This window comes from Bradyrhizobium sp., from assembly GCF_047605465.1.
GTDB lineage: Bacteria > Pseudomonadota > Alphaproteobacteria > Rhizobiales > Xanthobacteraceae > Bradyrhizobium.
The window spans coordinates 188,310-210,642 of record NZ_JASGFS010000001.1 but is presented as its reverse complement, the minus strand read 5'-3'; the positions used below and the strand labels follow the sequence as shown (position 1 = coordinate 210,642).

Below are 22,333 nucleotides of genomic sequence, written 5' to 3'. Positions count from 1 at the left end.
AACGTGACTTGTCCGCCCTCGCGCGTCCTTCAGGGGCTTTTGCGATGCTTGCAATCGACCAGCGCGAGTCGATGCGCGCGATGCTCGCCGAGAAGCAGTCCGCTCCGGTGACCGACCAGCAGCTCGTGGATTTCAAGATCGCCGGCCTGCGCGCTTTGACGCCTCACGCGTCGGCCGTTCTCATCGACCACCAGTTCGCATGGAAGCCCGCCATCGCCGGCAAGGTGGTGGCTCAGGGATGCGGCCTGATCTCGGCCGCGGATCACTTCACTGCGAGCGGCGACGAGATCGTCGGGGACTCGCGTATCGACGAGAATGTCGATCCGGCGCAGGTCGCCAAGGACGGCGGCGTGGCGCTCAAGCTGCTGGTCATCTATCGCCCCGACGAGCCCGCTGAGCCCCGCGTTGCGATGGTCGATGCCTTCGTGGCCAAGTGCAAGGCAGCCGGATTGATCAGCCTGATCGAGCCGGTGTCGCGCAAGCCCCGTGATGGCCGTGCCTATGATTTGAACGACGGCATCCTGCTCGCCGCCAAGGAACTGGGATCGCGTGGTGCCGACATCTACAAGGCCGAGGTTCCTCTGCACGGTGCGGGTTCCGAGGCTGAAGTCCGCAGCCAGTGCGAAAAGCTGACATCGCTGATCGCGTCGCCCTGGGTCGTTCTTTCATCGGGCGTCGCGCCCGATCAATTCCCGACCGCGGTCGAATGGGCCTGCAAGGGCGGAGCAAGCGGCTTCCTCGCGGGGCGCGCCGTCTGGCGTGGCGTCATTGGCTCGGAGAATGTCGAGGCCGCGCTGCAGGCAGACGCCGTGACGCGCATGAAGCGGCTTTGCGACGTCGTCGATCGGGTCGCCGGCTAGCATGAACTGCGGCGCGCGGGTTCATCCCGCGCGCCGCTCACCCTTGCCGCGTCATTCGTCTGTCGCTCGCTGAGCCCCTGCGTTTTGACCGGCCGCAAGCCGTTATAGAATCGATCCTCTCCAGACGACGCGCCCGACGATATCGATCTCGCCCGCGTCCCGCGCGAACTCGCGGTATTGGGGGTTGTCCGTCAGGGCTCGGACGCTGTTGCCGGCCTCGACGTGAAGCCGGCGGATCAAAAGATTTCCTGAATCCCGCAGCACGTAGATTCGCCCGTCCTCGATTTCGCGGGCGTGCATGTCGATCAGAATGGTATCTCCGCCGCGAAGGGTGGGGGACATGCCGTCGCCTCGCACCTGCATCACCGTCAGCGTGGTGCTGTCGAGGCCGTTGTCGTTGAGCCATTTGTAGCAGAACGCCTGCGCAGTGAAGTCGTGGCCCGCGGGGCGGGCCGAGGCGGTGGGCTCCGTCTCGTGCGGCGTCAGCAGCGGGAGCAGACGCAGCGTGCTGCCGGGAAGGCGCGCCGCATCGCTGTCGTGCATCGGCCCGGTGCCCGTCGCGAGCCAATCGACCCGGACGCCGGCGGCGTCGGCGAGCGCGACTAGAACCCGCCGCGACGGCTCGCCACCCGAGAGATATCGGCTGAGGCCGCTGGGCGATATCCCGGCCTTCCGCGCGAGGCCGCTGGCGCCACCCACGATGTCGACGATCGCATGCAGCCGCGCAATGAACGCGTCGTCGGTCGAAGCCGCTTCCGGCGCGATGTGCTTCTCCGCGTCCATTTTCTTTTTAGCTCGGCTCATGAAATTTTTGCTCCGCTTCGTTCCGAAAAACGAAAATTGGTACCCTCGCCATTCGCGATCATTTCATTACAGTAGATGAAAATTCGCTATAGGCAATCAATCGTTCTCTATAGCGCATATCACTGACTGATTTTCGTGAGAAGCGTGAGAACTATTCTCTATCATGTGCTGGGGCGTGTGTGCGCGGCGAGCGCGAGCTGGCTGGTGCCGGCCGCCATTCTCGGCGTCTGGTCGGCCGGGTCGGCATCCGGCCTCATCCCCGCTGGCGTTCTCGCATCGCCGTGGCAAACGGCCGAGACCGCCTGGACGCTGTCGGTCGATGGCACGTTGCCCTGGACGATCGCGGACTCCCTGCGGCGCGCGACGCTCGGCTTCCTGATCGGCGGTGGACTCGGCGTCGCGGCCGGCGTCGTCTCGGGGACGTGGCGCGTCGGCGAAGACATCCTGGACGGCACCTTGCAGATGTTGCGCACGATCCCGTTCGTCGCGCTGGCGCCGCTCTTCATCGTCTGGTTCGGCATCACCGAGGTTTCGAAGGTCGCACTGGTGGCGTTCGCCTCGTTCTTTCCGCTCTATCTCAACACCCATAGCGGCATACGCGACGTCGACGGGCGTCTGATCGAAGTCGGGCGTGTCACGGGCCTGCAGCAGTGGGGATTGGTTCGCGAGGTGCTGGTGCTTGGCGCGCTGCCGTCCATCCTCGTCGGGCTTCGCTATTCGCTGGTGATGTCGATCATCGCGCTCGTCGTCGCCGAGCAGATCAATCTGACGACCGGTATCGGTGCCTTGCTCGGCGATGCGCGCCGCTTCGTGCAGACCGACGTGATGGCGCTGTGCATCGCGATCTATGCGATCCTCGGCTGGACGGTGAACCGCCTGGCCGAGCAGCTCGCGCGGTGGCAGCTGGCGTGGCTCAACGGAGTCCGTGCATCGTGACGGCGGCCGATCTCGACATCCGGCCCGCCGTGCGAGGCAGCGCGGCGCTCCGCTGGCCGGACATTCCGGGACTGCGTCGCATGATCGCGCCGGTCGTCCTGTTGGCTGTTTGGGAAGCCGCGGCCAGGGCAGGGTGGATATCGCCCGTCGTTCTTCCTGCGCCATCGGTCATCCTGTCGGCCGCCATTCGATTGACGCAGGATGGCGCGTTGGGGCGAGCGGTCGGGACGTCGCTGTTCAGGTTGCTGACCGGCTTCGTGCTCGGTTCGCTCGCGGGCTTCGCGCTCGGCATCGCCGTCGGGCTCTCCGCTCGCGCGGAGGAACTGTTCGACGGGACCCTGCAGGCGTTGCGGGCGATCCCGTTTCTTGCGCTTGCGCCCGTGTTCAGCCTGTGGTTCGGCGCCGATGAGGCGTCGAAGATCGCCCTCGTGAGTTTTGGGGCGATATTCCCGCTCTATCTCAATACGGTTGCCGGCATCCGCGCTGTTGATGCGCGCCTTGCTGAAGCCGCCCGCACGTTCGGCGTCGGGCGCTTCGGCATCGTGCGGGACGTGGTCGTCCCCGGCGCGATGCCGTCCATCCTTGTCGGTGTGCGGCTGTCGCTGTCATGGGCGCTGGCCGCCCTCGTCTCGTCCGAGATCGCCGGTGCGGGGACGGGACTCGGCGCACTCATCGCCCAGGCGCGCGAGTTCGTCCAGACCGACGTCGTCATCCTGTGTGTCATGATCTATGCGCTGCTCGGTCTTGCAACCGATGCGATCGCGCGTGTTGCAGAATGGGGATTGCTGTCATGGCGCCGCTCGTTTCCGGGGCAATAATGGCTTCCAGGACGTCAGCCGTCTCCGTCCACGGCGCGACGCGCAGCTTTGTCGGCCGGCAGGTGCTCCGCGCGGTCGATCTCGAGATTGCTCCGGGAGAATTCGTGGTGCTGCTCGGCGCCAGCGGCTGCGGCAAAACCACGCTGCTTCGGCTGCTTGCCGGTCTGGACCGGCCCGACGATGGCCGGATCCAGGTGCCCGAACGGCGCAGCGTCGTCTTTCAGGATGCGCGCCTGCTGCCCTGGCGCAGGGTGTGGCGCAATGTCGTGTTGGGCCTGCCGCGCGATCGCGCCCGCGCCGGGATCGCGCTCGATGAGGTCGGGCTCGGTGCCCGCGCCGACGACTGGCCGGGGACGCTTTCGGGCGGCGAGGCGCAACGTGCCGCGCTGGCACGCGCGCTCGTGCGGCAGCCGGAACTTCTTTTGCTGGACGAGCCATTCGCCGCGCTCGATGCGCTGACGCGCCTGCGGATGCAGCAGCTCGTCCTCGATCTGTGGCGTGCCCATGGGCCGGCGGTCCTGCTCGTCACGCATGATGTCGACGAGGCTCTGATGCTGGCGGATCGCGTGCTGGTGATGCGCGAGGGCAGCATCGCCGTCGATGTCCCGGTCAGGTTCGAGCGGCCGCGTGCGCGCGTGGCTCCCGGATTCGAGCGCCTGCGCCACCAGCTCCTGCAGGAGCTCGGTGTCGCCGCCGCCGGGCACGACGAACCGGTATCCCTGCGGGCCGCGGTGTCGTGATCCGTTCCAACCATTCTCGACCAAACGGAAAGAGAGAAGTCAGATGAATGTCGCGGCGAGAGATATCGAGGCCAATTCCGACGTCTGGTATTCGCGTTGCCCCGTGCCGACGCCGTTTGCCGTGGCCCTGAAGCTCGGCTGGCTCCAGAGCGCGATCGAGGGTGCCGACGGGGGCGTCGGCGTGCCTTGGCGTTCGCTCGGCGAATCCCGCGACGATGCCATTCGCAACGCTCATTTCACGCATGCGAAGGCCGATGTCTTTCGTCATGGCGGCAACATTCCGCCGTTGTGGGCGCGGTCCGAAGGCGCCGACACGCGCCTTCTCGGCGTCTCCTGGGTGACGATGCGCCAGCAGGTTCAAGTCCTGCCGGACAGCGGCATCCGGTCGCCGAAGGACCTCGCCGGCCGCAAGGTCCTGATCCAGCGCAACCCCACGGCGTCCATCGACTACTGGCGCGCGTCGACCTTGAGGACTTACGAGGCCGCGCTGGCGTCGGCGGGACTGGGTCTGGGCGATGTGACCTTCGTCGAGCAGGTGTCGCAGGTCGGTAGCCAGCCGGGTGCCACGGCGAAACTGTCGCCGGACGGTTCGCTCTGGACGGCCGACCGAAGCCTGACCCGCAGGCGCGAATTGTTGCTGCCGCTCGTCCGCGGCGAGGTGGATGCCATCGCCACCCAGGCCCACTACGGTGTCGAGTTCGAGGGATTGATCGGCGCTCTCACGATCTTCGATCGTTCGCTCTCGCCCAGTCGCCTCGACCGCGTGAACAACGATACGCCCGACATCCTGACGGTGAGCGCAAGCCTGATCGACCGGCGCCCGGAAATCGTGGAACGCGTGCTGACCCAGCTTCTGCGGGCGCGCGACTGGGCGCGCAGCCGTCGCGCTGAGGTGGTTCGCCTCATGGCTCAGGAATTCAAGACGTCCGAAGTGCTCGTCGACCAGAGCTGGGGCGAGGACCTCGTCGATGGCCTCGATGTCGATCTCGGCGAGGAAAGCCTGGCGGCACTGCAATCGCAGAACGAGTTCCTGCTTCGGCATGGCTTCATCCGCAAGCCCGTCGATATCCAGGCGTGGATCGACCCGCGGCCGCTTGAGGCGGCGCGCCTCCGCCACGCAGAACAGCGCCAATCCACCAACGTCTGACGAGAGGAAAAATGGAAGTCTATTGGTATGTATTCTACGTCGACGGGCAATATCCGTGGCACGCGTCCAAGACGCGCCATGTCGACCGTCGTTATCTGAAGGCTCTCGGCGCAACCATCGATGCCTCGGGCTTCCATGGCGCGCTGGTCGCGACCGGCGCCGGCGGCGGCTGGGATCCCTGGGTGATTTCCTCGACGCTCGCGGCCCATACCGAGCGTATGCGCTTTCTGATCGCGGTGCATCCCTCGCTTCTGTCGCCGACCTTGCTCGCCAAGCAGGCGCTCACCTTCGACCATCTGTCGGGTGGGCGGCTGGATATCAACATCGTCAATGGCCATGCCGGGCTGGGTGCGGCGGGCGTGCATCTCCAGCACGATGAAAGATACGCGCACGGCGCCGAATACCTCGATGTTTATCGACGGGTGATCGGCGGCGCGCCCGGACCGATCGATTTCCAGGGCAAATATCTGGACATTCGCGGCGGCCAGCCCGTGGGCAAACCGATCCAGTCTCCCTATCCACCGATCTGGATCGGCGGGTCGTCCGATGTCGCGATGGATCTCGCTGTGGCGCATGGCGACGTCTACGCAAGCTGGGCCGAACCGCTCGACAAGCACGCGGCGCATATCGCGGCCTTCAGATCGGCGGCAGCGAAGAAGGGGCGCAAGGTTCAGACCGCGATGACCGTGCATGTGGTCGTCCGCGATACCGAAGCACAGGCCTGGGCCGAAGTGGACACCATGCTCAAATACGCCGACCAGAGTGCGGTCGATGCGCTTCAGCGGGGATTGCGCGCGGGCCAGTCGGTCGGTCAGGAGCGCGCCTCGTCGCTGCACGGCGGCAGGCTGCCGAAGCATGCGCGCGACCTCGAGATCTCCCCGAACGTCTGGGCGGGCTACGGATTGCTGCGCGTCGGATCCAGCATCACCCTCGTCGGTACGCCGCAGCAGGTTGCGGCGCGCCTGATCGAATATCACGACGCCGGTGTCGACAAATTCATCCTGTCGCATCATCCGCTTCCGGAAGAGGCCTTGCGCATCGCCGACGATCTCCTGCCGCTGCTTCCGCTGAGCCCGGTCGATCCGCAACGCGAGGCGGCTGAGCGCACGGCCCGCACCTTCAACAATCAGCTCAACGGCGTCGGAGTGCGGACATGAGCGTGAAAGTCGGAATCCATCCTCAGTCGCCGGCCGGTCCGGTGCTGCTCAGATCGCCGGCATTCGCCGGCGTGCGGGATGCGCTGCGCGATAAGGTCGAATGGGTCTATTACGGGCACGGCACGCAGACCCCGCGTCACTTCGCCGAGGGGACGATCGATGTCGGCCTGACCGGAGCGACGCCTCCGATCACGATCCAGTCCGCCGGTCATGGGATCACCTATCTGGCCGTCGGGCAGCCGCGTCCGAACTCCGGCGCGATCGTTGTTCCCATCGAGTCACAGCTGCACAGTCTCGAAGATCTGGCCGGAAAGCGGATCGGTTTCGCCGTGGGATCTTGGCATACGGCCTTCGTTGCGTTGACGCTCGATCGCGTCGGAAGATCCTATAGTGACATCGTCCCGGTCAATTTCGTCGACACGCAGGGACGCGCCGATCGTTCGACGGTCGATGCGTGGGTCGCACGGCCTGAGGAGATCGAAGACCCGTCGGTTCGCTCGCTCGTGCGGGTGGGGGAGATCTGGAGCAATCGGAGCGTCATCTTTTCCCGGAGCGATGTCAGCAAGCGCGCTCCCGAAACGCTCGCGCGTGTTGTCGCTGCGCTTGATGCTGCCGGTCGTTGGCTGGGAGAGAACCCGGCGGAAGCGGCTGCTCTGCTCGAGGAGGGAAGCCCGGTCGGGCGCGACGCCCTCGAACGCGGCATCCGGCGCCAGACAGGCGCAGAGGGGCTGTCGCCTGCCGACGCAGCATTTGCGGCGGAGCAGCAGCGTGTTGCCGATGTTCTGGCGCAGGCGAAGTTTTTGGAGCCGGTCAGGATCGCGGATTCGGTCAATCAACTCAGCCTGGCGATCTGGAACCGCGCTCACGCCGACGCCGTCGAGATCACCCGAATTCGTCAGGCCCAACCGGCCTGACCTTCGTTTCGTCATTCCAAAGGAGCTTCACTCACATGTCCATTCGATCTCGCCGCTCGGCAATGGTGGCTATCGCACTTGCGTTTGGCGCCATAGGCGCTTCTCCCTCCATCGCACAAAGTGTAAAACCGTTCGATCTTCAGTTCGGCGTCATCCGGGGGCTGACGACGTCGAACCTCGCCAAGGAGAATGGCAGTCTTGAGCGCAAGCTCGGCGAGGCCGGGGCGAACCTGGTGTGGCGCGGTCCTTATCCGGGAACACCCTTTGAGGCCCTGAGCGCGGGCCAGGTCGACGTGACGTTCACGACCTCGACCAACGCGGCGCCCGCGGTTCTCGGCAATGCGAAGTTCAAGATCTTCGGTTACCAGGAGCCGGATCTCGACGGCGAAGGAATTTGGGTCAAGAAGGATTCCGGCATCAAGTCGCTCGCGGAGCTGAAGGGTCGCAAGATCGCGAGCGACAAGGGCGGATCGGGTCATCATGTTCTGCTCAAGGCTCTGGACAAGGCCGGCATCGACCCGAAAGACGTGCAGATCTCCTACTTCGATCCGGCCGACGCACTTGCCGCGTTCAACGGCGGACAGGTCGATGCTCTCGCGACCTGGCGCACGTTCGGTGCGTCCGCGGAGACGAAAGGCAACGGTGTCAAGCTCGTCAGCGGACGCGACGTCGGTTCGGAAAACCTGCTGATCTACATCGTTCGCGATCAGGTCGCGAAGGATCATCCGCAGGCGGTGAGAGCCGTGTTCGACGCTCTGCGCGAGGCGGCGGCCAACTCGGCGAAGGATCCGGAAGCGACGGCTCGGCTCTGGGAGAAGCTCGGTAATCTCGATCCGAAGGTGGCGCCCATCTTCGTCCCGCCGGCATCGCGTGAGTTCCGCGCAGTGACGCCGGCACTGTTGCCGACGCTGAACAACGCCGCCAACCTCTTCGTCAAATACGGGGTCATTCCACGCGCACCTGACTATTCGAAGGTGCTGTTCGACGTGAATGACGTCAAGAGCTGAGCGGCGTCTCTGAACCAAGCTGCGGCCGTCCGATCGGGCGGCCGCAGCCGTTTGAGGCAGGCGGTTTAGATACGACGTGCCGCTAGGACTGCGGCGCGCTCTCTCCGGAGCCCGGATCATGCAGAGGCTTGTGCGTGGCGCTTGGGCTCGACGGCCGTCGAGGAGCATGGAAGCGCTGGCGATATGCTGCGGGCGTAAGGCCGACGACGCGTGCAAATACCTTGCGGAACGCGCTCGCATCCCCGTAGCCGACATCCCACGCGACATTGTCCACTGAAGCCGTGCTGAACTGCAGTAGCTCGCAAGCCTTTCCGACGCGCAATCGCTGGCAGTAGTCGGTCGCAGTCATGCCCGTCGCCTTGCGGAAGCGGCGAAGGAAGGTTCGCCGCTCCAGCCCCGCATGAGCTGCGAGTGCGGTGAGCGATGCATCCTTGGCGCCGCTGGCCTGAAGCCAGTGCTGAACGCCGAGTATGGCGGCATCGCCGTGCCGGAGATTGGGAGAGAATGCGCTGTAGAAGCGCTGCTCTCGCCCGGGTGGATCGACAACCAGCGTACGTGCGGTCTCGGCCATGATCGTCGGCCCCAGAAACCGGTCAACCAGTTTCAGGCCGACGTCGGTCCAGGCCATCACGCCGCCCGCCGTGACGATGTCGCCGTCCTCAATCAACAGCTTGTCGATATCGACGGCCGTTGCGGGAAACCGTGTGCGGAATAAGTCTGCGTACGCCCAATGCGTCGTGACCGTGCGACCAGCCAGAAGTCCCGTTTCCCCCAGCACGAACGCACCGGCGCAGATCGAGCTGAGGATGGCTCCAGAGCGATGTTGTATACGCAGCCATTCGATGAACGGTGCTGCGCGCTCGGGAGTCGGCGGGTACCCCAGACAGGGAGGGATGATGAGAACTGTGGGATTTCCGCCGTCGCCCGCGATCGAGTCGTAGGTCCTGTGCGGCGGCTCGGTGGAATCTTTCGATTGCCAATGAGAAATTCTGAGGATGGGGATTTCGCCATCCTCGCGTTTGGCAGCAAGTCGGTTCGCGACACCGAAAAGATCCGTGAGGCCATAGACGCAGGCGAGCTGTGCACCTGAGTAGTTGACGACACCGATTTCAATGGTCGGACTCGACGCCATCTGTCGTCTTCACCTCGTCTTATGTCGTTATCGACGATTGGATTTATGCAGCGCGGGCATCATGCTGTCCACACAGTAATTCCTTTCATCGAGAGACACCCCCTGTGAGTAGACGTGCATTGCTCATCATCGATCTGCAGAATGATTATTTCCCGGCAGGTCGGTTTCCCCTTGTCGGTATCGAGGCCGCTGCGGCCAACGCGCGCCGTGTGGTCGATGCCGGTCGCGAAAGAGGCGACTTGGTCGTCCATGTCCGGCATGAATCGCTCCGGCCCGGTGCGACGTTCTTTGCGCCGGGAACGCCTGGTGCCGATACACATCACACCGTGCTTCCAGCCGGCGACGAGCGCGTGATCGTCAAGAACAGCACGAACTCCTTCAAGGACACTCAATTGAAGGCCGTTCTCGACGACAATGGCGTCGATGACGTCGTGATCGCCGGTGCCATGAGCCACATGTGCATTGATGCGGCGGCGCGGGCCGCTGCCGACTTCGGCTTCAAGGTGACTGTGCTGCACGATGCCTGCGCGACGCGCGATCTGGCATTTTCCGGGCGATCGGTATCTGCCGAAGATGTTCACGCCGCCTTCATGGCCGGTCTCGCGAACTACGCAACGCTCTCGAGCACGGACACATGGCTCAAAGGTTAGCTCGTTGCGTGGTCTTCAGGCGGATCCTCCGCATCGAGCGTTGACTGCGGGATGGGGCGGTGAGCGCCATCCTGAACAGCGGCGAAAACGAAATGCCGCCGCTGTGCGGCCCGCAAGGTGGAGCAAATCCACATCGTTGCGCAACTCACCGGCGGCTTCGGCTCGTCACGCGCGCTCGGCTCGGCAATGATACCTGGCGATTGGTCAGGACTCGTTCACTCACACTGTTTCACCTGGCTCGCAATCGAGGCGTCGTCATCATGACCATCAATATCGGCTCCACTGCTCCGAATTTCGTCCAGAACTCCACTCTCGGACCGATCGATTTCTACGAATGGAGCGCCCAGTCCTGGGTCGTGCTCTTTTCTCATCCCAAGAACTTCACCCCGGTATGCACGACCGAGATCGGAAGTGCCGCGGCTCTTCAGGAGCAGTTTTCTGCGCGGGGCGCCAAAGTGATGGGCTTGACCGTCGACTCTGCCGGCTCGCATGGCGACTGGATCGCGGACATCAACCGTATCTACAATACCGATGTCCGGTTCCCGATCCTGATCGACAATGATCGGAAGGTCGCGCGGCTTTACGGCATGCTACCGAACAATGCGGACGACGCTGTCACCGTCCGATCGGTCTTCATCATAGATCCGCAAAAGAAGGTTCGCCTCACGCTGACCTATCCGCACGAGGTCGGACGCAATTTCAACGAACTCCTCCGCGCTTTCGATGCCCTGCGTGCAGCGGAAGATCATCAGCTCGCTGCTCCGGCCAATTGGCAGATTGGCGAGGAGCTGGTCATTCCGACCAGGATTCAGGATCCCGAAGAGCTGTCGCAACTCTTTCCCGACGGTTACCGGACGGTCACGCCTTACCTTCGATTCACGAGGCCTGCGGTTCGCGGGTAGCCCGATGAAACATCGACGCTCCGCAGTCTGGTCGGGCTACTCGCCCGGTTCGGCCGTATCCCATCTTCACTTTCGATAGTCCAGCGCCGCACGAAACGATGACTCACCGGCACCTGATCCTTCTGCTGACGTCCCACGCTCAAGGCTTCCTTGACCGCACTGCGTCGAACGAACCGGTCCCTGAGCGCCTTCAGCGCGAAGACATTTCATTTGTGAAGGAGCTGGATCGAGATGGGATCGATGCGGTTCTCGCCACCGATTTCATCGGGCTGAACAGGCTTTCCCTCGACTGCCGGTCTCCGTTCAGCCCGATCAGGACATATGCGGATCCGATCACATGGCTCTCGGCGCTCGCGAGCCACACGCGGCGGATCGGGCTGATCACGACCGTCTCCACGCAGTTCAATCAGCCCTACAACACGGCGCGGCAATTGGCCTCGCTCGACAATATCAGCGGAGGTCGCGCCGGGTGGAACATCGTGACGTCTTTCAGCGGCGAGACCAATTTCGGTGACAAGGGGCTGCTCGGTCCTGCCGAGCGATACGAACAGGCGCAGGAGTTTCTCGACGTCACCACTGCGCTCTGGCACTCCTGGAAAGATGGCTTCCATCACGCGCGAGCGGATGGCGCTCACGTTCTCCTGTCCGACAGGATCGCCGATATCAATCACGCCGGGAAATACTACCACGTCCAGCAAGCGCTGGACGTGCTTCCGTCGCGCCAGCGCGATCCGCTGATCGTTCAGGCAGGCTCCTCCGAGTCCGGTATCGAGTTTGCGGCTCGCAACGCCGAACTTGTCTTCTTCGCCGCCCCGAAGCCCGAAGCGTCGCGCGAGTACTACCGCAAGCTTAAATCCCTTGCCGTGAGCTACGGGCGCAAACGCGAGGACATTCGCCTGATCCTCGGCATGCGCATCTATCTCGGACGAACGAGCGAGGAAGCCCGTCGCGCCTATGACGCGCTGGTCTCGGACGAGGATTTCATCACCGCGCGCCACGAAATCCGCTGGGAACTACCCGGTCTCGATCTCGATGGCCTTCAGCTCGACGACAAACTGCCGCTGTCGCGCTTTCCCTCTGCCGAGGATATCAAGGCGTATGGGCGGCGGAGCAGCCGCCCGTTGCTGTATCGCAGCTGGGTCGAGAGCGGCGAGGTCGGAACACTGCGCGAGTTGCTTCGCAAGTTCCACAATGCGCGAGGTCATATCGAGCTTGTCGGTGCAATCGACGAGGTTGCCGACCGTCTCACCGACTGGTTTCAGAACGAATTCATGGACGGTGTCTTCGTCATCGGCTCCAACAGCTATTCGCTGTTCTCCGAACAATTGCTTCCTGCCCTCAGGAGGCGGGGAGTCCGGCCGGAGGCTGGTGGCCCCGACGAGGAGGGGACGACGCTGCGTGCCCGCCTCGGAACGTCGCGCGGGCCTCTGGCCTCTGCTTCTCCTGATGCCGGAGCTCCTAATCAAATGAGATCTGGTGGATGAGAAAGCACCGCGTCCACACGCAGACGGCCCGCACCACACCCCAATCGAACTCCGCAACCAACCGACCCTGGAACATCTGAATCATGACGATATCTCGCCGCAGCTTGCTCATCGGATCCGCCACACTTGCCTCGACGATCGGCGCGCCGGCGGTGCGGGCTCAATCCACCCTGAAGATCGGGGTTCTCGGCACCCTGACGGGTCCGGCAGCGTCATGGGGTCTTGCGATCGACGGCGCCGTGCGCGCCGCGGCGAAGGAAATCAACGACAAGGGCGGGCTCGACATCGGCGGGCAGCGAAGCATTCTGGAGATCGTCGCATACGACGATCAGTACAAGGCAGCCGAGGCCGTCACCGCGACCAACCGGCTTCTCAGTGTCGATGGCGCCCGCTTCATCTTCGGCCCGGTCGGTTCGGCATCCATGCTGGCAATCAAGCCGGTGACGGAGAAGCAGAAGGCACTGGTCTTCACGCTCAGCTGGTCAGCGGCTGCACTCAAGGACAGCAACTACATCTATCGCGTCGGACCGACCACGCAGGAATTCGCTTACACGACGGCGCGCTGGCTCAAGAGCAATCGGCCGCAAGTCAAGCGTGTCGCGACCATTGCCGCCAATGACGAGACGGGTTGGAACAGTCAGCGCATCCAGAAGGACGCCTACGCCAAGAGCGAATTCGAGATCGTGACTTCGGAGCTGTTCGAGCGGCAGCAGACCGATTTCAGCGCCCTGGTGGCCAAGCTCGTCAGGGCAAACCCCGACAGTATCGAGCTGGATACCACGCCTCCCGCCACCGCCGGCATCGTGATCCGGCAAGCGCGTGAGCAGGGCTACAAGGGCATCTTCACCAAGTTCGGTGGCTTCGATGTCGCCGAGATCGTCCGTACGGGCGGGGCCGAGAATGTCGAAGGTGTGGTCGGCATCCTGCAGGCTGATCCCGCCAGCCCCGCATGGGCGCGGTTGAAGGCCGCCTACGGCCAGTTTCACCAGAAGGAGATGAACGACTACGCCTTCCTGTTCTACGACGCGGCCCGAATCCTGTTCTCGGCCATCGAAAAGGCGGGTAGCACGAACCCCGATACCGTCGCATCGGCACTGGCGGCCTTGTCGCCGTTCCCCGGCATCGTCGGCGAGCTGCATTGGGGCGGCAAGGAAGCCTATGGCGTCGATCACCAGCTCTACACGCCGCTCTTCCTGACGGAGATTCGCGGCGGCACCGGCCACGTGATCGGCCAGGTCGCCCTGACCTGATGCGGCGATCGGGGCGGACGGGCTGCCGCCCCTCAGCCGACGTCAATCGCCGCCCACGCCATCCGGCGTGATGGCGGTGTGCAGGAGAGCATTTGGCAATGCTGCAGCAGTTTTTCGTGATGTCAGCCTTTTCGGCGTCGATCTTCATGCTCGTTGCGCTGGGCTTCACGCTGATCTTCGGCATCATGCGGGTGGTGAATTTCGCGCATGGCGAATTCGTGATGCTGGGCGCTTACGGCGTCTACGTTGCGCAGCGCCTGCTTGGCGTGAACTACGTCCTTGCCCTGTGTCTTGCCGCCGCCGCGACTGGAATACTGGGCATCATCTGCGAGCGCATCATCTTCAGGCGCTTCAAGGGCAACGAGCTCGGCGGCATGATCGTCGCGATCGCCCTGGCGATCACGTTGAAGGGGGCGGTTACGGCCATCTTCGGGGTAGAGGGGCCGCCGCTGGACCGGCCGATCTCCGGCGTCATCAGCATGGCCGGAGCCGTCTTTCCCAAGGACAAATTGTTCGCCACTGGCATGGCTTTGGCCCTCATCCTGGCCGTGTACTTCGTTCTCAACAGATCGCGGCTCGGGCTCGCCATGCGTGCGGTCGCGCAGGACGACGAGATCGCGCGTCTGCAGGGCATTACGCCGCGGCTGACATATCCGGCCGCATTCGGCATCGGCTGCCTGTTGGCCGGCTTTGCAGGCGGGGTGGTCGCACCGATCTATTCCATTGAACCGTATATGGGGGAAAGCGCGATCACGAAGGCCTTCGTGGTCGTCGTCCTCGGTGGCCTGGGAAGCATTCCAGGCACGATCGCGGCCGCCATCCTCCTCGGGATGGTGGACGCCGGTGTCTCATTGCTGGTCGATTCGACGGCCGCGACGCTGGCCTCGTTTGCCCTCGTCGTGGCCTTTCTGGTCGTGAAGCCGAACGGCTTGTTCGGGCATCCATCATGATCGCGCCGTCGGTCTCACGCCGCAAGGCTGCCGGAGCGATTGTCACGCTGCTGCTCGTCGTGGCGATTGCGGCGACGCCATTGTTTGTCGCGAACCCGTTCGTCTACCACGTGGGCATTCTGGTCGGGATCGAAGCACTGCTCGCCTTGAGCGTTCATCTGATGATCCGCATCGGCCAGCTGTCGCTGGCGCAGGCCGGTCTGATGGGTGTAGGGGCCTATGTTTCGGCGCTGGTTACCCGCGATCTTCAGGCTCCGTTCCTCGTCGGCTTTTCACTCGCGGTCGTCACGCCCGGCCTCATCGCTGCCGTGATCGGGAGCGTTGCGCTTCGGGTGAGGGGCGCGCATTTCGCCCTGCTCACCTTCGCATTGGGAGAGGCGATCGTTCTGCTGTTTGTCGAGTTCGTGTTTCCGTTCGGAGGCAACAACGGTTTGATGAACATTCCTTCCGCTGGAATCGGTCGCTGGACAGCCGCTGAGCGACCTGAATTCTATTTGTTGGTCCTTGTCGTTCTGGTTGTTGCGATCGTGTATTGCCGTGGCCTGCTCAGCGGCCGCTCCGGGACCATTCTCCAGGGCCTGTTGGACAACGAGGCGTTGCTGCAATCCTGGGGCATCAACGCGCTGTCCTGGCGGCTCCTTGTGTTCGCATCGGCGGCTGCCATCGCCGGCGCCGCGGGCAGCCTCTACGCCCACTACCTGGGATTCATCTCGCCCGAGGCATTCAACGTCACCGTGACGGTCAATGCCCTGGTGATGAACGTCGTGGGAGGTCTTGGATTTCTTGCAGGACCTGTCCTGGGCGCGCTGTTGCTCGTCCCGCTGCCCGAGCTGTTTCGTTCGGCGTTGCTGTATCAGCAGCTTCTCTACGGCCTTTCGTTGCTGCTGCTGATGCTCTTTCTGCCTCGCGGCCTCGCCGGTCTGCTGCGCAAGGGCGGATCATGAGCGCGGAGCGGGGCCTTCGTCTTGAGCTGGCTGATGTCGGCCGCCGCTTCGGCGGCGTTGCCGCCATCCGCGATGTGTCGCTGTCCATCCCCGAGGGACAGATCACCGGAATCATCGGCCCCAACGGAGCCGGGAAGACCACGCTGTTCAATCTCGTCACCGGCTCGCTGCGGCCGACATCCGGACGGATCTTGCTCAATGGACGACGGATCGATGGTCGCGATCCCGGCGACATCTCGCGCCTCGGACTGGTGCGCTCGTTTCAATCGCCGTCGATTCTGCCCGGCCTTTCGGTCGCCGACCATCTGAGATGCGCGGTCCTGTGCCAATCGGTGGGGCGACCCCGCCGCCTGCTCGCGGACATGCTGAAGCGATCGACCCGGTGCGACACCGGGGCGGTCGTCGACGAGATCCTGGAGTTCGCCGGTCTTGGAGCTTACGCGGACCAGGAAGCGGGCGCGCTCGCTTACGGCCTCCAGAAGACGCTCGGCCTCGCCGCGGCTCTGGCCGCCTCTCCGAAGCTGCTGCTGGCCGACGAGCCTGCGGCCGGCCTGAACGGCGCCGAAACACGGCGGATGGAAGAACTCCTTCGCGCCATCAGAGACAAGCGCGGCGTCTCGCTCGTGGTCATCGAGCATGACGTCCCGCTGATGATGCGATTGTGCGAGAGAATCATTGTCCTCGCCGAGGGCAGCGTCATCGTGGACGGGCCGCCGGGCTCCATACGTCATGCGCCGGCCTTCATCGATGCCTATCTGGGGCCAGCCTCGCATGCGACTTGAACTGACCGGCGTCAGCGTGCGCTACGGCAGCGTTCCGGCCGTGAGCGAGGTGAACCTCGTCGTGGCCTCGGGCAGTATCGCCACCATCATCGGTGCCAATGGCGCCGGAAAGTCGTCGCTGCTGCGCGCAATCATGGGCCTCGTGCCATTGGCCGACGGGCAGATCACGGCTGATGGCCAGTCCATCGCGGGCCTCTCAACGGAGAAACGCGTCGGCGCCGGCATTGCGCTGTCTCCCGAGGGACGCCGCCTGTTTGGCGACATGAGCGTCCAGGATAATCTGCGGGCGGGAGCCTATCTGCGCCGCGGCAAGGAGAACTGGCTCGGATACGATCTGGACGCGATCTACGAATTGTTTCCGCATCTCGCGCGGCGGCGTCACAGCCTCGGCCGAACTCTTTCCGGTGGCGAGCAGCAGATGTGCGCCATCGGTCGCGCCCTGATGTCGTCGCCCCGGCTGCTTCTGCTCGATGAGCCCTCGCTTGGGCTCGCGCCCCTGGTGGTCCGCGAGGTCGCGAAAGCCATCGGCGAAGTCGCGAAGGCCGGCGTTACCGTCATCCTCGTGGAACAGAACTCACGCTTGGCATTGTCATTGTCCGACGAAGGGCACGTCCTGTCCGGTGGACGTCTGGTCCGCTCCGCGCCTGCGCGCGAGTTGCTCGACGATCCGGACCTCCACTACGCGTTTCTGGGCGACGATCCTCGTCAGACGCTCGAATAGTTCTGCGGCCCCGATCGGGTTCACGAAGCGAACCGATCGGCCGTCGTATCCGGAATAACGAGGTCCGCGCCCATCGTTGCGATCTCACGCGAGCGCCGGTGTCGAATTGCGATCGTGAAGTGCACGCTGCCAAGGCCAATCCGCTGCTCTGCTGTTTTCGCCCAGCGATGCGGCGAACCAGAGAAGGTTATATTCGTAAATCAGGAATCTATGCGATGGACGCATCAGCTGCCGGAAAATATACGGCACTTATCGCTGCACGTTGGCTTGGCAGCGAAGCTCCGCTGCAGTCCGGATTGATTGTGTCCGGATCGACGCGGAGCGTCAGGAGGCAAATCTAGGTTCACGATAGGATACGAGTTTCCGACAGGCGCGCGCCGTTCACCTGATCGCCACAGCTGATTCAAGGCCTTGTCCCGCGACACGCTGAGGCGCGTTCGCGGGGTCGCGATGGGGAAGCCAGAGAACGCCGGCGAGCGCGTTCAGAGCACACAGTGTCGTCGCATTCCTGGTGATGCGGGGGTGACCCTCGCGGTCAGAGCGCACTGCTATCGCAACGGGTAATCGTGTCCGCGAGAACATAGCCAACCCTCTCACTGCCATTTCGATCGTCTGGAGTCCGACTATGAAATCGTCTTGCCTGACCGTTCTGATCGCATCCCTCGCAACTCTTGCCGGCGCGGCGCTCCCGATTGCTGCGGTTGCGCAACAGCCTCCGATTCGGATCGGTCTTTCGGCGCCTCTCACCGGCACCGGAGGGGCGTACGGCAAGGAAGAGGAGGACGCCGCCAAGGCCGCCGCGGCCTACATCAACGACGCGGGTGGTGTTCTCGGGCGCAAAATCGAGATCGTCGTAGCCGATGACGAGACGTCACCGACGGCCGGCGTGGCTGCGGCCCGCAAGTTGATCGATGTCGACAAGGTCATCGCCATCACCGGCTTGTGGAGCAGCGCGGTGGCGCTCGCCGTGAAGCCCGTCGCGATCGAAAAGGGCGTGGCCGTGCTTGCGAACGGATCGGCCGACGAGATCACCCAGGGAGACAACAAGGGTCTCGTCTGGCGCTTCCAGACCAACGGGCAGGATTGGGGACGCGCGTTCGCGCGTGTCGTGAAGGGCGATGGTGCCAAGACAGCGTCCGTCCTCGTCCTGCAGACGCCGTTCACGCTCAGCCAGGTGCAGCCCTTTGCCGAGACGTTCAAGAGCCTGGGTGGGGAGATCAAGGACATCGTCTATTTCAATCCCAACCAGCCGAGCTATCGCACGGAAGTCGAGAAGGTGTTTTCGGCCAAACCGGATGCCGTGTTCGTCGCGAGCTACATTCCGGAATTCAGTGCGATTGCGCGCGAGGTTTTCCGGAGCGGCTACGACAGCAAGCTCTATACTTACAGCCATGCCGCCGACAGCCAGGGCAAGTTCGTCCAGAACGTCGGCAAGGAAGCGGCGGAAGGCGTGAACCACGTCCAGCTCGTTCCGGTCGGCCGCTCGGAGGCCTACAAGCTCTATCTCAAGCTCACCAAGCAGCCGTCGGATGCGTTGCTTGCCTTCGGCCCCAACGTCTTCGACCAGATCGTCGTGCTGGCGCTGGCGATCGAAAAATCGAAGAGCGACAAGCCCGCCGAATTCGTCAAGGAGTTCATCCCGATCGCGAACAGCGATGCGCCGAGCATCGGTGATCCCGTCGAAGCGCTGAAGGCCATTCGGGCTGGAAAGCCGTTCCGATTTGCGGGTGCGACCAGCGATTTCAAGTTCAAGCCGAATGGCGATCAGACCGGGCTCGAATACGGCCACTTCCGCCTTCACGACGGCGTCAGCAAGCTGGTTGGATCGACGCGTTGATGACGTCTGGCGACGAGGTTGCGGTCGGAGTGCTCGAAGCGCGTCACGTCAGCGTGAGCTACGACGGCTTCCACGCGCTGGATAATGCGACGGTCAATCTCGCCAGAGGTGCAATCACCGGGTTCATCGGTCCGAACGGAGCGGGGAAGTCTACGCTGTTCAACGTCCTTGCCGGCAGCTCGAGCCCATCAGCCGGCGAGGTGAGGTTGAATGGAGCCGAGGTTACGCGCCGCCCGCCTCAGTGGCGCGCCCGCCATGGCCTGACGCGAACGTTTCAGATTTCGAGAGAACTCGGCAGGCTGTCGGTTCTCGAGAATCTGCTGCTGGCCAGCCCGGATCAGGCGGGCGAAACAGTCGCGGGCGCATTGTTTAGACGCGGGGCTATGCGCCGCAGTCAGGAAGCGGCGATCGAGCGAGCGCACGACCTGCTCCAGCGGGTTGATCTGTGGCGCCTCGCCGACCAGCCGGCCGCCGTGCTGTCTGGCGGCCAGAAGAAATTGCTCGAGCTCTGCCGCGCGCTGATGCTGGAGCCATCGGTGGTCCTGCTGGACGAACCGGCGGCGGGCGTGAATCCGACGAGGATTGGCGAGATAAGCGAGTTCATCCGGGCGCTGCGGAGCGCAAGCCTCACGCTCGGCATCATCGAGCACAACATGGATATGGTTGCCGCTCTTTGCGACAAGGTCTATGTGCTGGCCGAAGGACGTATTCTGCGCGAGGGGAGCTTTGACGACGTCGCGAGCGACCCTCAGGTCACGTCGGCTTATTTCGGCAATCTGTCATGACGGCCGGCTTCGCTCTGGAAGGCATTGTCGCCGGATACCGCGGTGCGTCGATCCTGCATGACGTCAGCTTCGCATTGCCGGATCGAGGCGCGCTGGTCGTGATCGGCCCGAACGGCTCCGGCAAGTCGACCTTGATGAAGGTCGCGATCGGTCTTGTGCGACCGTCATCGGGACGCGTCCTGCTCGCCGGAGAGGACGTGACGGCGATTGACGCGCCCGGCCGGGTTCGCCGCGGGCTGGGCTATGTTCCCCAGGAAGCGAATGTGTTCCGCAATATGTCGGTGCACGACAATCTCCGAATCGGCTTCGAGGCCCTGGTGCCGCGAGGCCGCGGCTTGCGGCGTCGGATCGACGAAGTCCTGGAGATCTTTCCCGAGATCGTGCCGAAGCTTGGTGTCCTCGCCGGGCACCTCAGCGGAGGCCAGCGCCAAATGGTGGCGATGGGCGCGGCGCTGATGCCGTCTCCGACCATTCTGGCGCTCGACGAGCCCTCGGCCGGCCTGTCGCCTCGCAACGCCGAACTGCTTTTCGCTGCCATCAGGCGCATCGCCGCGAACGGCGTCAGCCTGTTCCTGATCGAGCAGAACACTCGTTTGGGGCTGGGGGCAGCCAGGACGGGCCTCGTGCTCGTCGCAGGCAAAGTCAAGGTGATCTCGCCCGTGGAGGCTCTTGTCGCCGACGACAGCATTCGTCGCCTGTATCTGGGAGGACGCTGATGGCGCAGCTCCTGCTCAACGGCGTGGTTTCGGGACTTCTGCTGGCTTTGCCGTCCCTGGCACTGGCCCTGACATTCAGCGTTCTCCGCTTCGCCAACTACGCGATCGGGTCGACCCTGACCGTCGGCGCCTACTTCGCCTACTATTTCAATGTGGGGTTCGGCTGGCCGCTCCCGATCGCGACGGCGGTGGGTGCGCTGCTGGTCGCGGTGCTTGCGCTCGGGCTGCAGTTCGTCGTCTATCGCCCGTTGCGCGACCGCACGGGTGTGACGCTGCTTGTGGCCTCGATGGGGGTCTCGCTTGCCCTGGAAAACGCCATTCGGTTCTTCGCCGGAAACTCGCCGCGCGGTTACGCCGTTGAAATCGCCCGTCCGCTGCGATGGGCCGGTCTGAGAGTGAACCATGAACAGCTCACCATTCTGATCACGGTGCTCTCGGCGCTCGCTTTGGTCTGGATCGTGTTTCGACACACCGCACTCGGGCGCAGCATGCGGGCCGTGGCCGACAATCCCGATCTCGCCGCTGTGCGCGGGATCCCGCGAGACAAGGTGGTCGCGATGGTGTGGCTGATCGCGAGCGTGATCACGACCGTTGCCGGTGTCTTGATCGGGCTCGACGCCAATCTCGACCCCCAAATGGGCTGGAGTTACCTGCTTCCGATATTTACGGCCACGATCCTGGGCGGCATCGCCAGTCCGACTGCGGCGGTCGCGGGTGCGTTGACGCTGGGAATTGCCGAAGAGCTGGCGACGCTCGTGCTCCCGCCGCACTATCGGGCGATCATCGCCTTCGCGCTGATGGCCCTGCTGCTGCTGGTCCGGCCATCAGGGCTGTTCGGGGCGAAGTGGGTGGACAAATGATCTCGTATCTCGTCGCCCTGCTGATCGTCGTCGTCGTCGCCGCGATCGCGGGGCTCGCGCTCAACCTGCAATGGGGCCTGGGTGGCCTAGTCAATTTCGGCCTGTTCGGTTTCTACATGCTGGGTGCCTACATCTGCGGCATTCTGTGCTGGTGGCATTTGCCTCCGCTCCTCGCGATGCTGGCTGCGATCCTTGGCGTCACGGCGACGAGCGCGCTGGTCAGTCTCATCTCGATCCGGCTCTCGGAAGACTATCTTGCGATCGTCACCCTGGGCTTTGCCGAATGCCTGCGGCTCTTCATCAGCTACGAGGAGTGGCTGACCCGGGGAACCATCGGTATTCCCGGCATACGCCGTCCTTTGCCCGGCTGGATTCCGGAGTGGGCGAGCGATGCGGGCCTGATGGTGTTCGCGCTGCTTTGCCTGATCGCCGTGCTGACGGTCTTCGAGCTTGTCGCTCGTTCGCCCTTCGGACGCACGTTGCGCGCCACGCGGGAAGATCCAGCGGTCGCCTCCGCACTAGGCAAGTCCGTCGTCATCATCCGGTTGAAAGCCTTCGCCCTCGGCGGTGCGGCGCTTGGCATTGCGGGCAGTCTCCACGCCTTCTACTACACCTACGTTGATCCGACCCAATTCAGCTCCATCATCACCGCCTATGCGTTCATGGCAGTGGTGATCGGCGGTCGCGGCAGCAATTGGGGCGTTCTCGTCAGCGCCTTCACGGTCATCCTGTTGCTCGAAGGCAGTCGCTTCCTGATCGACCGGATATCGATCCTGAGCAGCGCGGACCTCGCGGCACTTCGCCTGTTCCTGGTCGGAGTTGTGCTCGTGGCGATCCTCATCTTTCGTCCCGACGGACTGCTTCGCGAGCCCGTTTCGGCTTCGACCCGTGATCGCAGAAAGCTTCAATCGGAACATAGGCAACAGGAGTGACCGGT

Annotated in this window: 23 protein-coding genes; 21 read left to right on the top strand and 2 right to left on the bottom strand. The window is 63.8% G+C overall.

The window, feature by feature from the left end:
• The first annotated feature begins 44 nt into the window (after positions 1–44).
• On the top strand, positions 45–860 hold the full coding sequence (locus QM712_RS01035; RefSeq protein ID WP_415021153.1) for an aldolase: 816 nt from the start codon (positions 45–47) through the stop codon (positions 858–860).
• A 102-nt stretch (positions 861–962) separates the two neighbouring features.
• On the opposite strand, the gene QM712_RS01030 is transcribed toward QM712_RS01035, so the two are convergent.
• Positions 963–1,643, bottom strand: a complete 681-nt coding sequence (locus QM712_RS01030) for a LexA family transcriptional regulator (RefSeq protein WP_415021152.1) — start codon at positions 1,641–1,643, stop codon at positions 963–965.
• 165 nt (positions 1,644–1,808) lie between these two features.
• On the opposite strand from QM712_RS01030, the gene QM712_RS01025 reads away from it, so the two are divergent.
• Genes QM712_RS01025 through QM712_RS00995 form a run of 7 tightly spaced genes read left to right on the top strand, consistent with a single transcriptional unit; the run spans position 1,809 to position 8,383 of the window.
• Positions 1,809–2,600 carry an ABC transporter permease gene (locus tag QM712_RS01025; protein WP_415021151.1) on the top strand — a complete coding sequence of 264 codons (792 nt, stop codon included), beginning with the start codon at positions 1,809–1,811 and terminating at the stop codon, positions 2,598–2,600.
• Positions 2,597–3,418: an ABC transporter permease gene (locus QM712_RS01020; RefSeq protein WP_415021150.1), complete on the top strand. Its 822-nt coding sequence runs from the start codon at positions 2,597–2,599 to the stop codon at positions 3,416–3,418. The genes QM712_RS01025 and QM712_RS01020 overlap by 4 nt, the downstream gene beginning before the upstream one ends.
• The gene (locus QM712_RS01015; protein WP_415021149.1) at positions 3,391–4,158 is read left to right on the top strand and encodes an ABC transporter ATP-binding protein; all 768 of its coding nucleotides are present in this window, start codon (positions 3,391–3,393) and stop codon (positions 4,156–4,158) included. The genes QM712_RS01020 and QM712_RS01015 overlap by 28 nt, the downstream gene beginning before the upstream one ends.
• Before the next feature lie 43 nt (positions 4,159–4,201).
• A complete protein-coding gene (locus QM712_RS01010; RefSeq protein WP_415021148.1) occupies positions 4,202–5,305 on the top strand; it encodes an ABC transporter substrate-binding protein in 1,104 nt (367 codons plus the stop codon).
• An 11-nt stretch (positions 5,306–5,316) separates the two neighbouring features.
• Positions 5,317–6,462: an LLM class flavin-dependent oxidoreductase gene (locus QM712_RS01005; protein WP_415021147.1), complete on the top strand. Its 1,146-nt coding sequence runs from the start codon at positions 5,317–5,319 to the stop codon at positions 6,460–6,462.
• On the top strand, positions 6,459–7,376 hold the full coding sequence (locus QM712_RS01000; protein ID WP_415021146.1) for an ABC transporter substrate-binding protein: 918 nt from the start codon (positions 6,459–6,461) through the stop codon (positions 7,374–7,376). The genes QM712_RS01005 and QM712_RS01000 overlap by 4 nt, the downstream gene beginning before the upstream one ends.
• Positions 7,377–7,411: 35 nt before the next feature.
• Positions 7,412–8,383, top strand: a complete 972-nt coding sequence (locus tag QM712_RS00995) for an ABC transporter substrate-binding protein (RefSeq protein ID WP_415021145.1) — start codon at positions 7,412–7,414, stop codon at positions 8,381–8,383.
• An 82-nt stretch (positions 8,384–8,465) separates the two neighbouring features.
• Here the strand turns inward: QM712_RS00995 and QM712_RS00990 are convergent, their stop codons facing one another.
• Positions 8,466–9,515 carry a GlxA family transcriptional regulator gene (locus QM712_RS00990; RefSeq protein ID WP_415021144.1) on the bottom strand — a complete coding sequence of 350 codons (1,050 nt, stop codon included), beginning with the start codon at positions 9,513–9,515 and terminating at the stop codon, positions 8,466–8,468.
• A gap of 104 nt (positions 9,516–9,619) precedes the next feature.
• On the opposite strand from QM712_RS00990, the gene QM712_RS00985 reads away from it, so the two are divergent.
• From QM712_RS00985 to QM712_RS00925, 13 genes are all read left to right on the top strand, one after another.
• On the top strand, positions 9,620–10,165 hold the full coding sequence (locus QM712_RS00985; RefSeq protein ID WP_415021143.1) for a cysteine hydrolase family protein: 546 nt from the start codon (positions 9,620–9,622) through the stop codon (positions 10,163–10,165).
• Positions 10,166–10,425: 260 nt separating this feature from the next.
• Complete coding sequence (locus QM712_RS00980) at positions 10,426–11,067, top strand: peroxiredoxin (RefSeq protein ID WP_415021352.1); 642 nt, start codon at positions 10,426–10,428, stop codon at positions 11,065–11,067.
• A gap of 212 nt (positions 11,068–11,279) precedes the next feature.
• A complete protein-coding gene (locus tag QM712_RS00975; RefSeq protein ID WP_415021142.1) occupies positions 11,280–12,551 on the top strand; it encodes an NtaA/DmoA family FMN-dependent monooxygenase in 1,272 nt (423 codons plus the stop codon).
• Positions 12,552–12,634: 83 nt separating this feature from the next.
• On the top strand, positions 12,635–13,801 hold the full coding sequence (locus QM712_RS00970) for an ABC transporter substrate-binding protein (protein WP_415021141.1): 1,167 nt from the start codon (positions 12,635–12,637) through the stop codon (positions 13,799–13,801).
• Positions 13,802–13,899: 98 nt separating this feature from the next.
• Complete coding sequence (locus QM712_RS00965) at positions 13,900–14,751, top strand: branched-chain amino acid ABC transporter permease (RefSeq protein ID WP_415021140.1); 852 nt, start codon at positions 13,900–13,902, stop codon at positions 14,749–14,751.
• Complete coding sequence (locus QM712_RS00960) at positions 14,748–15,695, top strand: branched-chain amino acid ABC transporter permease (protein WP_415021139.1); 948 nt, start codon at positions 14,748–14,750, stop codon at positions 15,693–15,695. Before QM712_RS00965 ends, QM712_RS00960 begins: the two co-directional genes overlap by 4 nt.
• Positions 15,692–16,477 (top strand): ABC transporter ATP-binding protein, encoded by a 786-nt coding sequence (locus QM712_RS00955; protein WP_415021138.1) that lies wholly within the window; start codon positions 15,692–15,694, stop codon positions 16,475–16,477. The genes QM712_RS00960 and QM712_RS00955 overlap by 4 nt, the downstream gene beginning before the upstream one ends.
• A gap of 16 nt (positions 16,478–16,493) precedes the next feature.
• On the top strand, positions 16,494–17,198 hold the full coding sequence (locus tag QM712_RS00950; RefSeq protein ID WP_415021137.1) for an ABC transporter ATP-binding protein: 705 nt from the start codon (positions 16,494–16,496) through the stop codon (positions 17,196–17,198).
• Positions 17,199–17,823: 625 nt separating this feature from the next.
• Entirely contained in the window at positions 17,824–19,035 is a 1,212-nt protein-coding gene (locus QM712_RS00945) for an ABC transporter substrate-binding protein (protein WP_415021136.1), read from the top strand.
• Positions 19,035–19,820 carry an ABC transporter ATP-binding protein gene (locus QM712_RS00940; RefSeq protein WP_415021135.1) on the top strand — a complete coding sequence of 262 codons (786 nt, stop codon included), beginning with the start codon at positions 19,035–19,037 and terminating at the stop codon, positions 19,818–19,820. The genes QM712_RS00945 and QM712_RS00940 overlap by 1 nt, the downstream gene beginning before the upstream one ends.
• Positions 19,817–20,536, top strand: a complete 720-nt coding sequence (locus QM712_RS00935) for an ABC transporter ATP-binding protein (RefSeq protein WP_415021134.1) — start codon at positions 19,817–19,819, stop codon at positions 20,534–20,536. Before QM712_RS00940 ends, QM712_RS00935 begins: the two co-directional genes overlap by 4 nt.
• The gene (locus QM712_RS00930) at positions 20,536–21,396 is read left to right on the top strand and encodes a branched-chain amino acid ABC transporter permease (protein ID WP_415021133.1); all 861 of its coding nucleotides are present in this window, start codon (positions 20,536–20,538) and stop codon (positions 21,394–21,396) included. The genes QM712_RS00935 and QM712_RS00930 overlap by 1 nt, the downstream gene beginning before the upstream one ends.
• Positions 21,393–22,328, top strand: coding sequence for a branched-chain amino acid ABC transporter permease (locus QM712_RS00925; protein WP_415021132.1), 936 nt, complete (start codon positions 21,393–21,395; stop codon positions 22,326–22,328). Before QM712_RS00930 ends, QM712_RS00925 begins: the two co-directional genes overlap by 4 nt.
• The last annotated feature ends 5 nt before the right edge of the window (positions 22,329–22,333 follow it).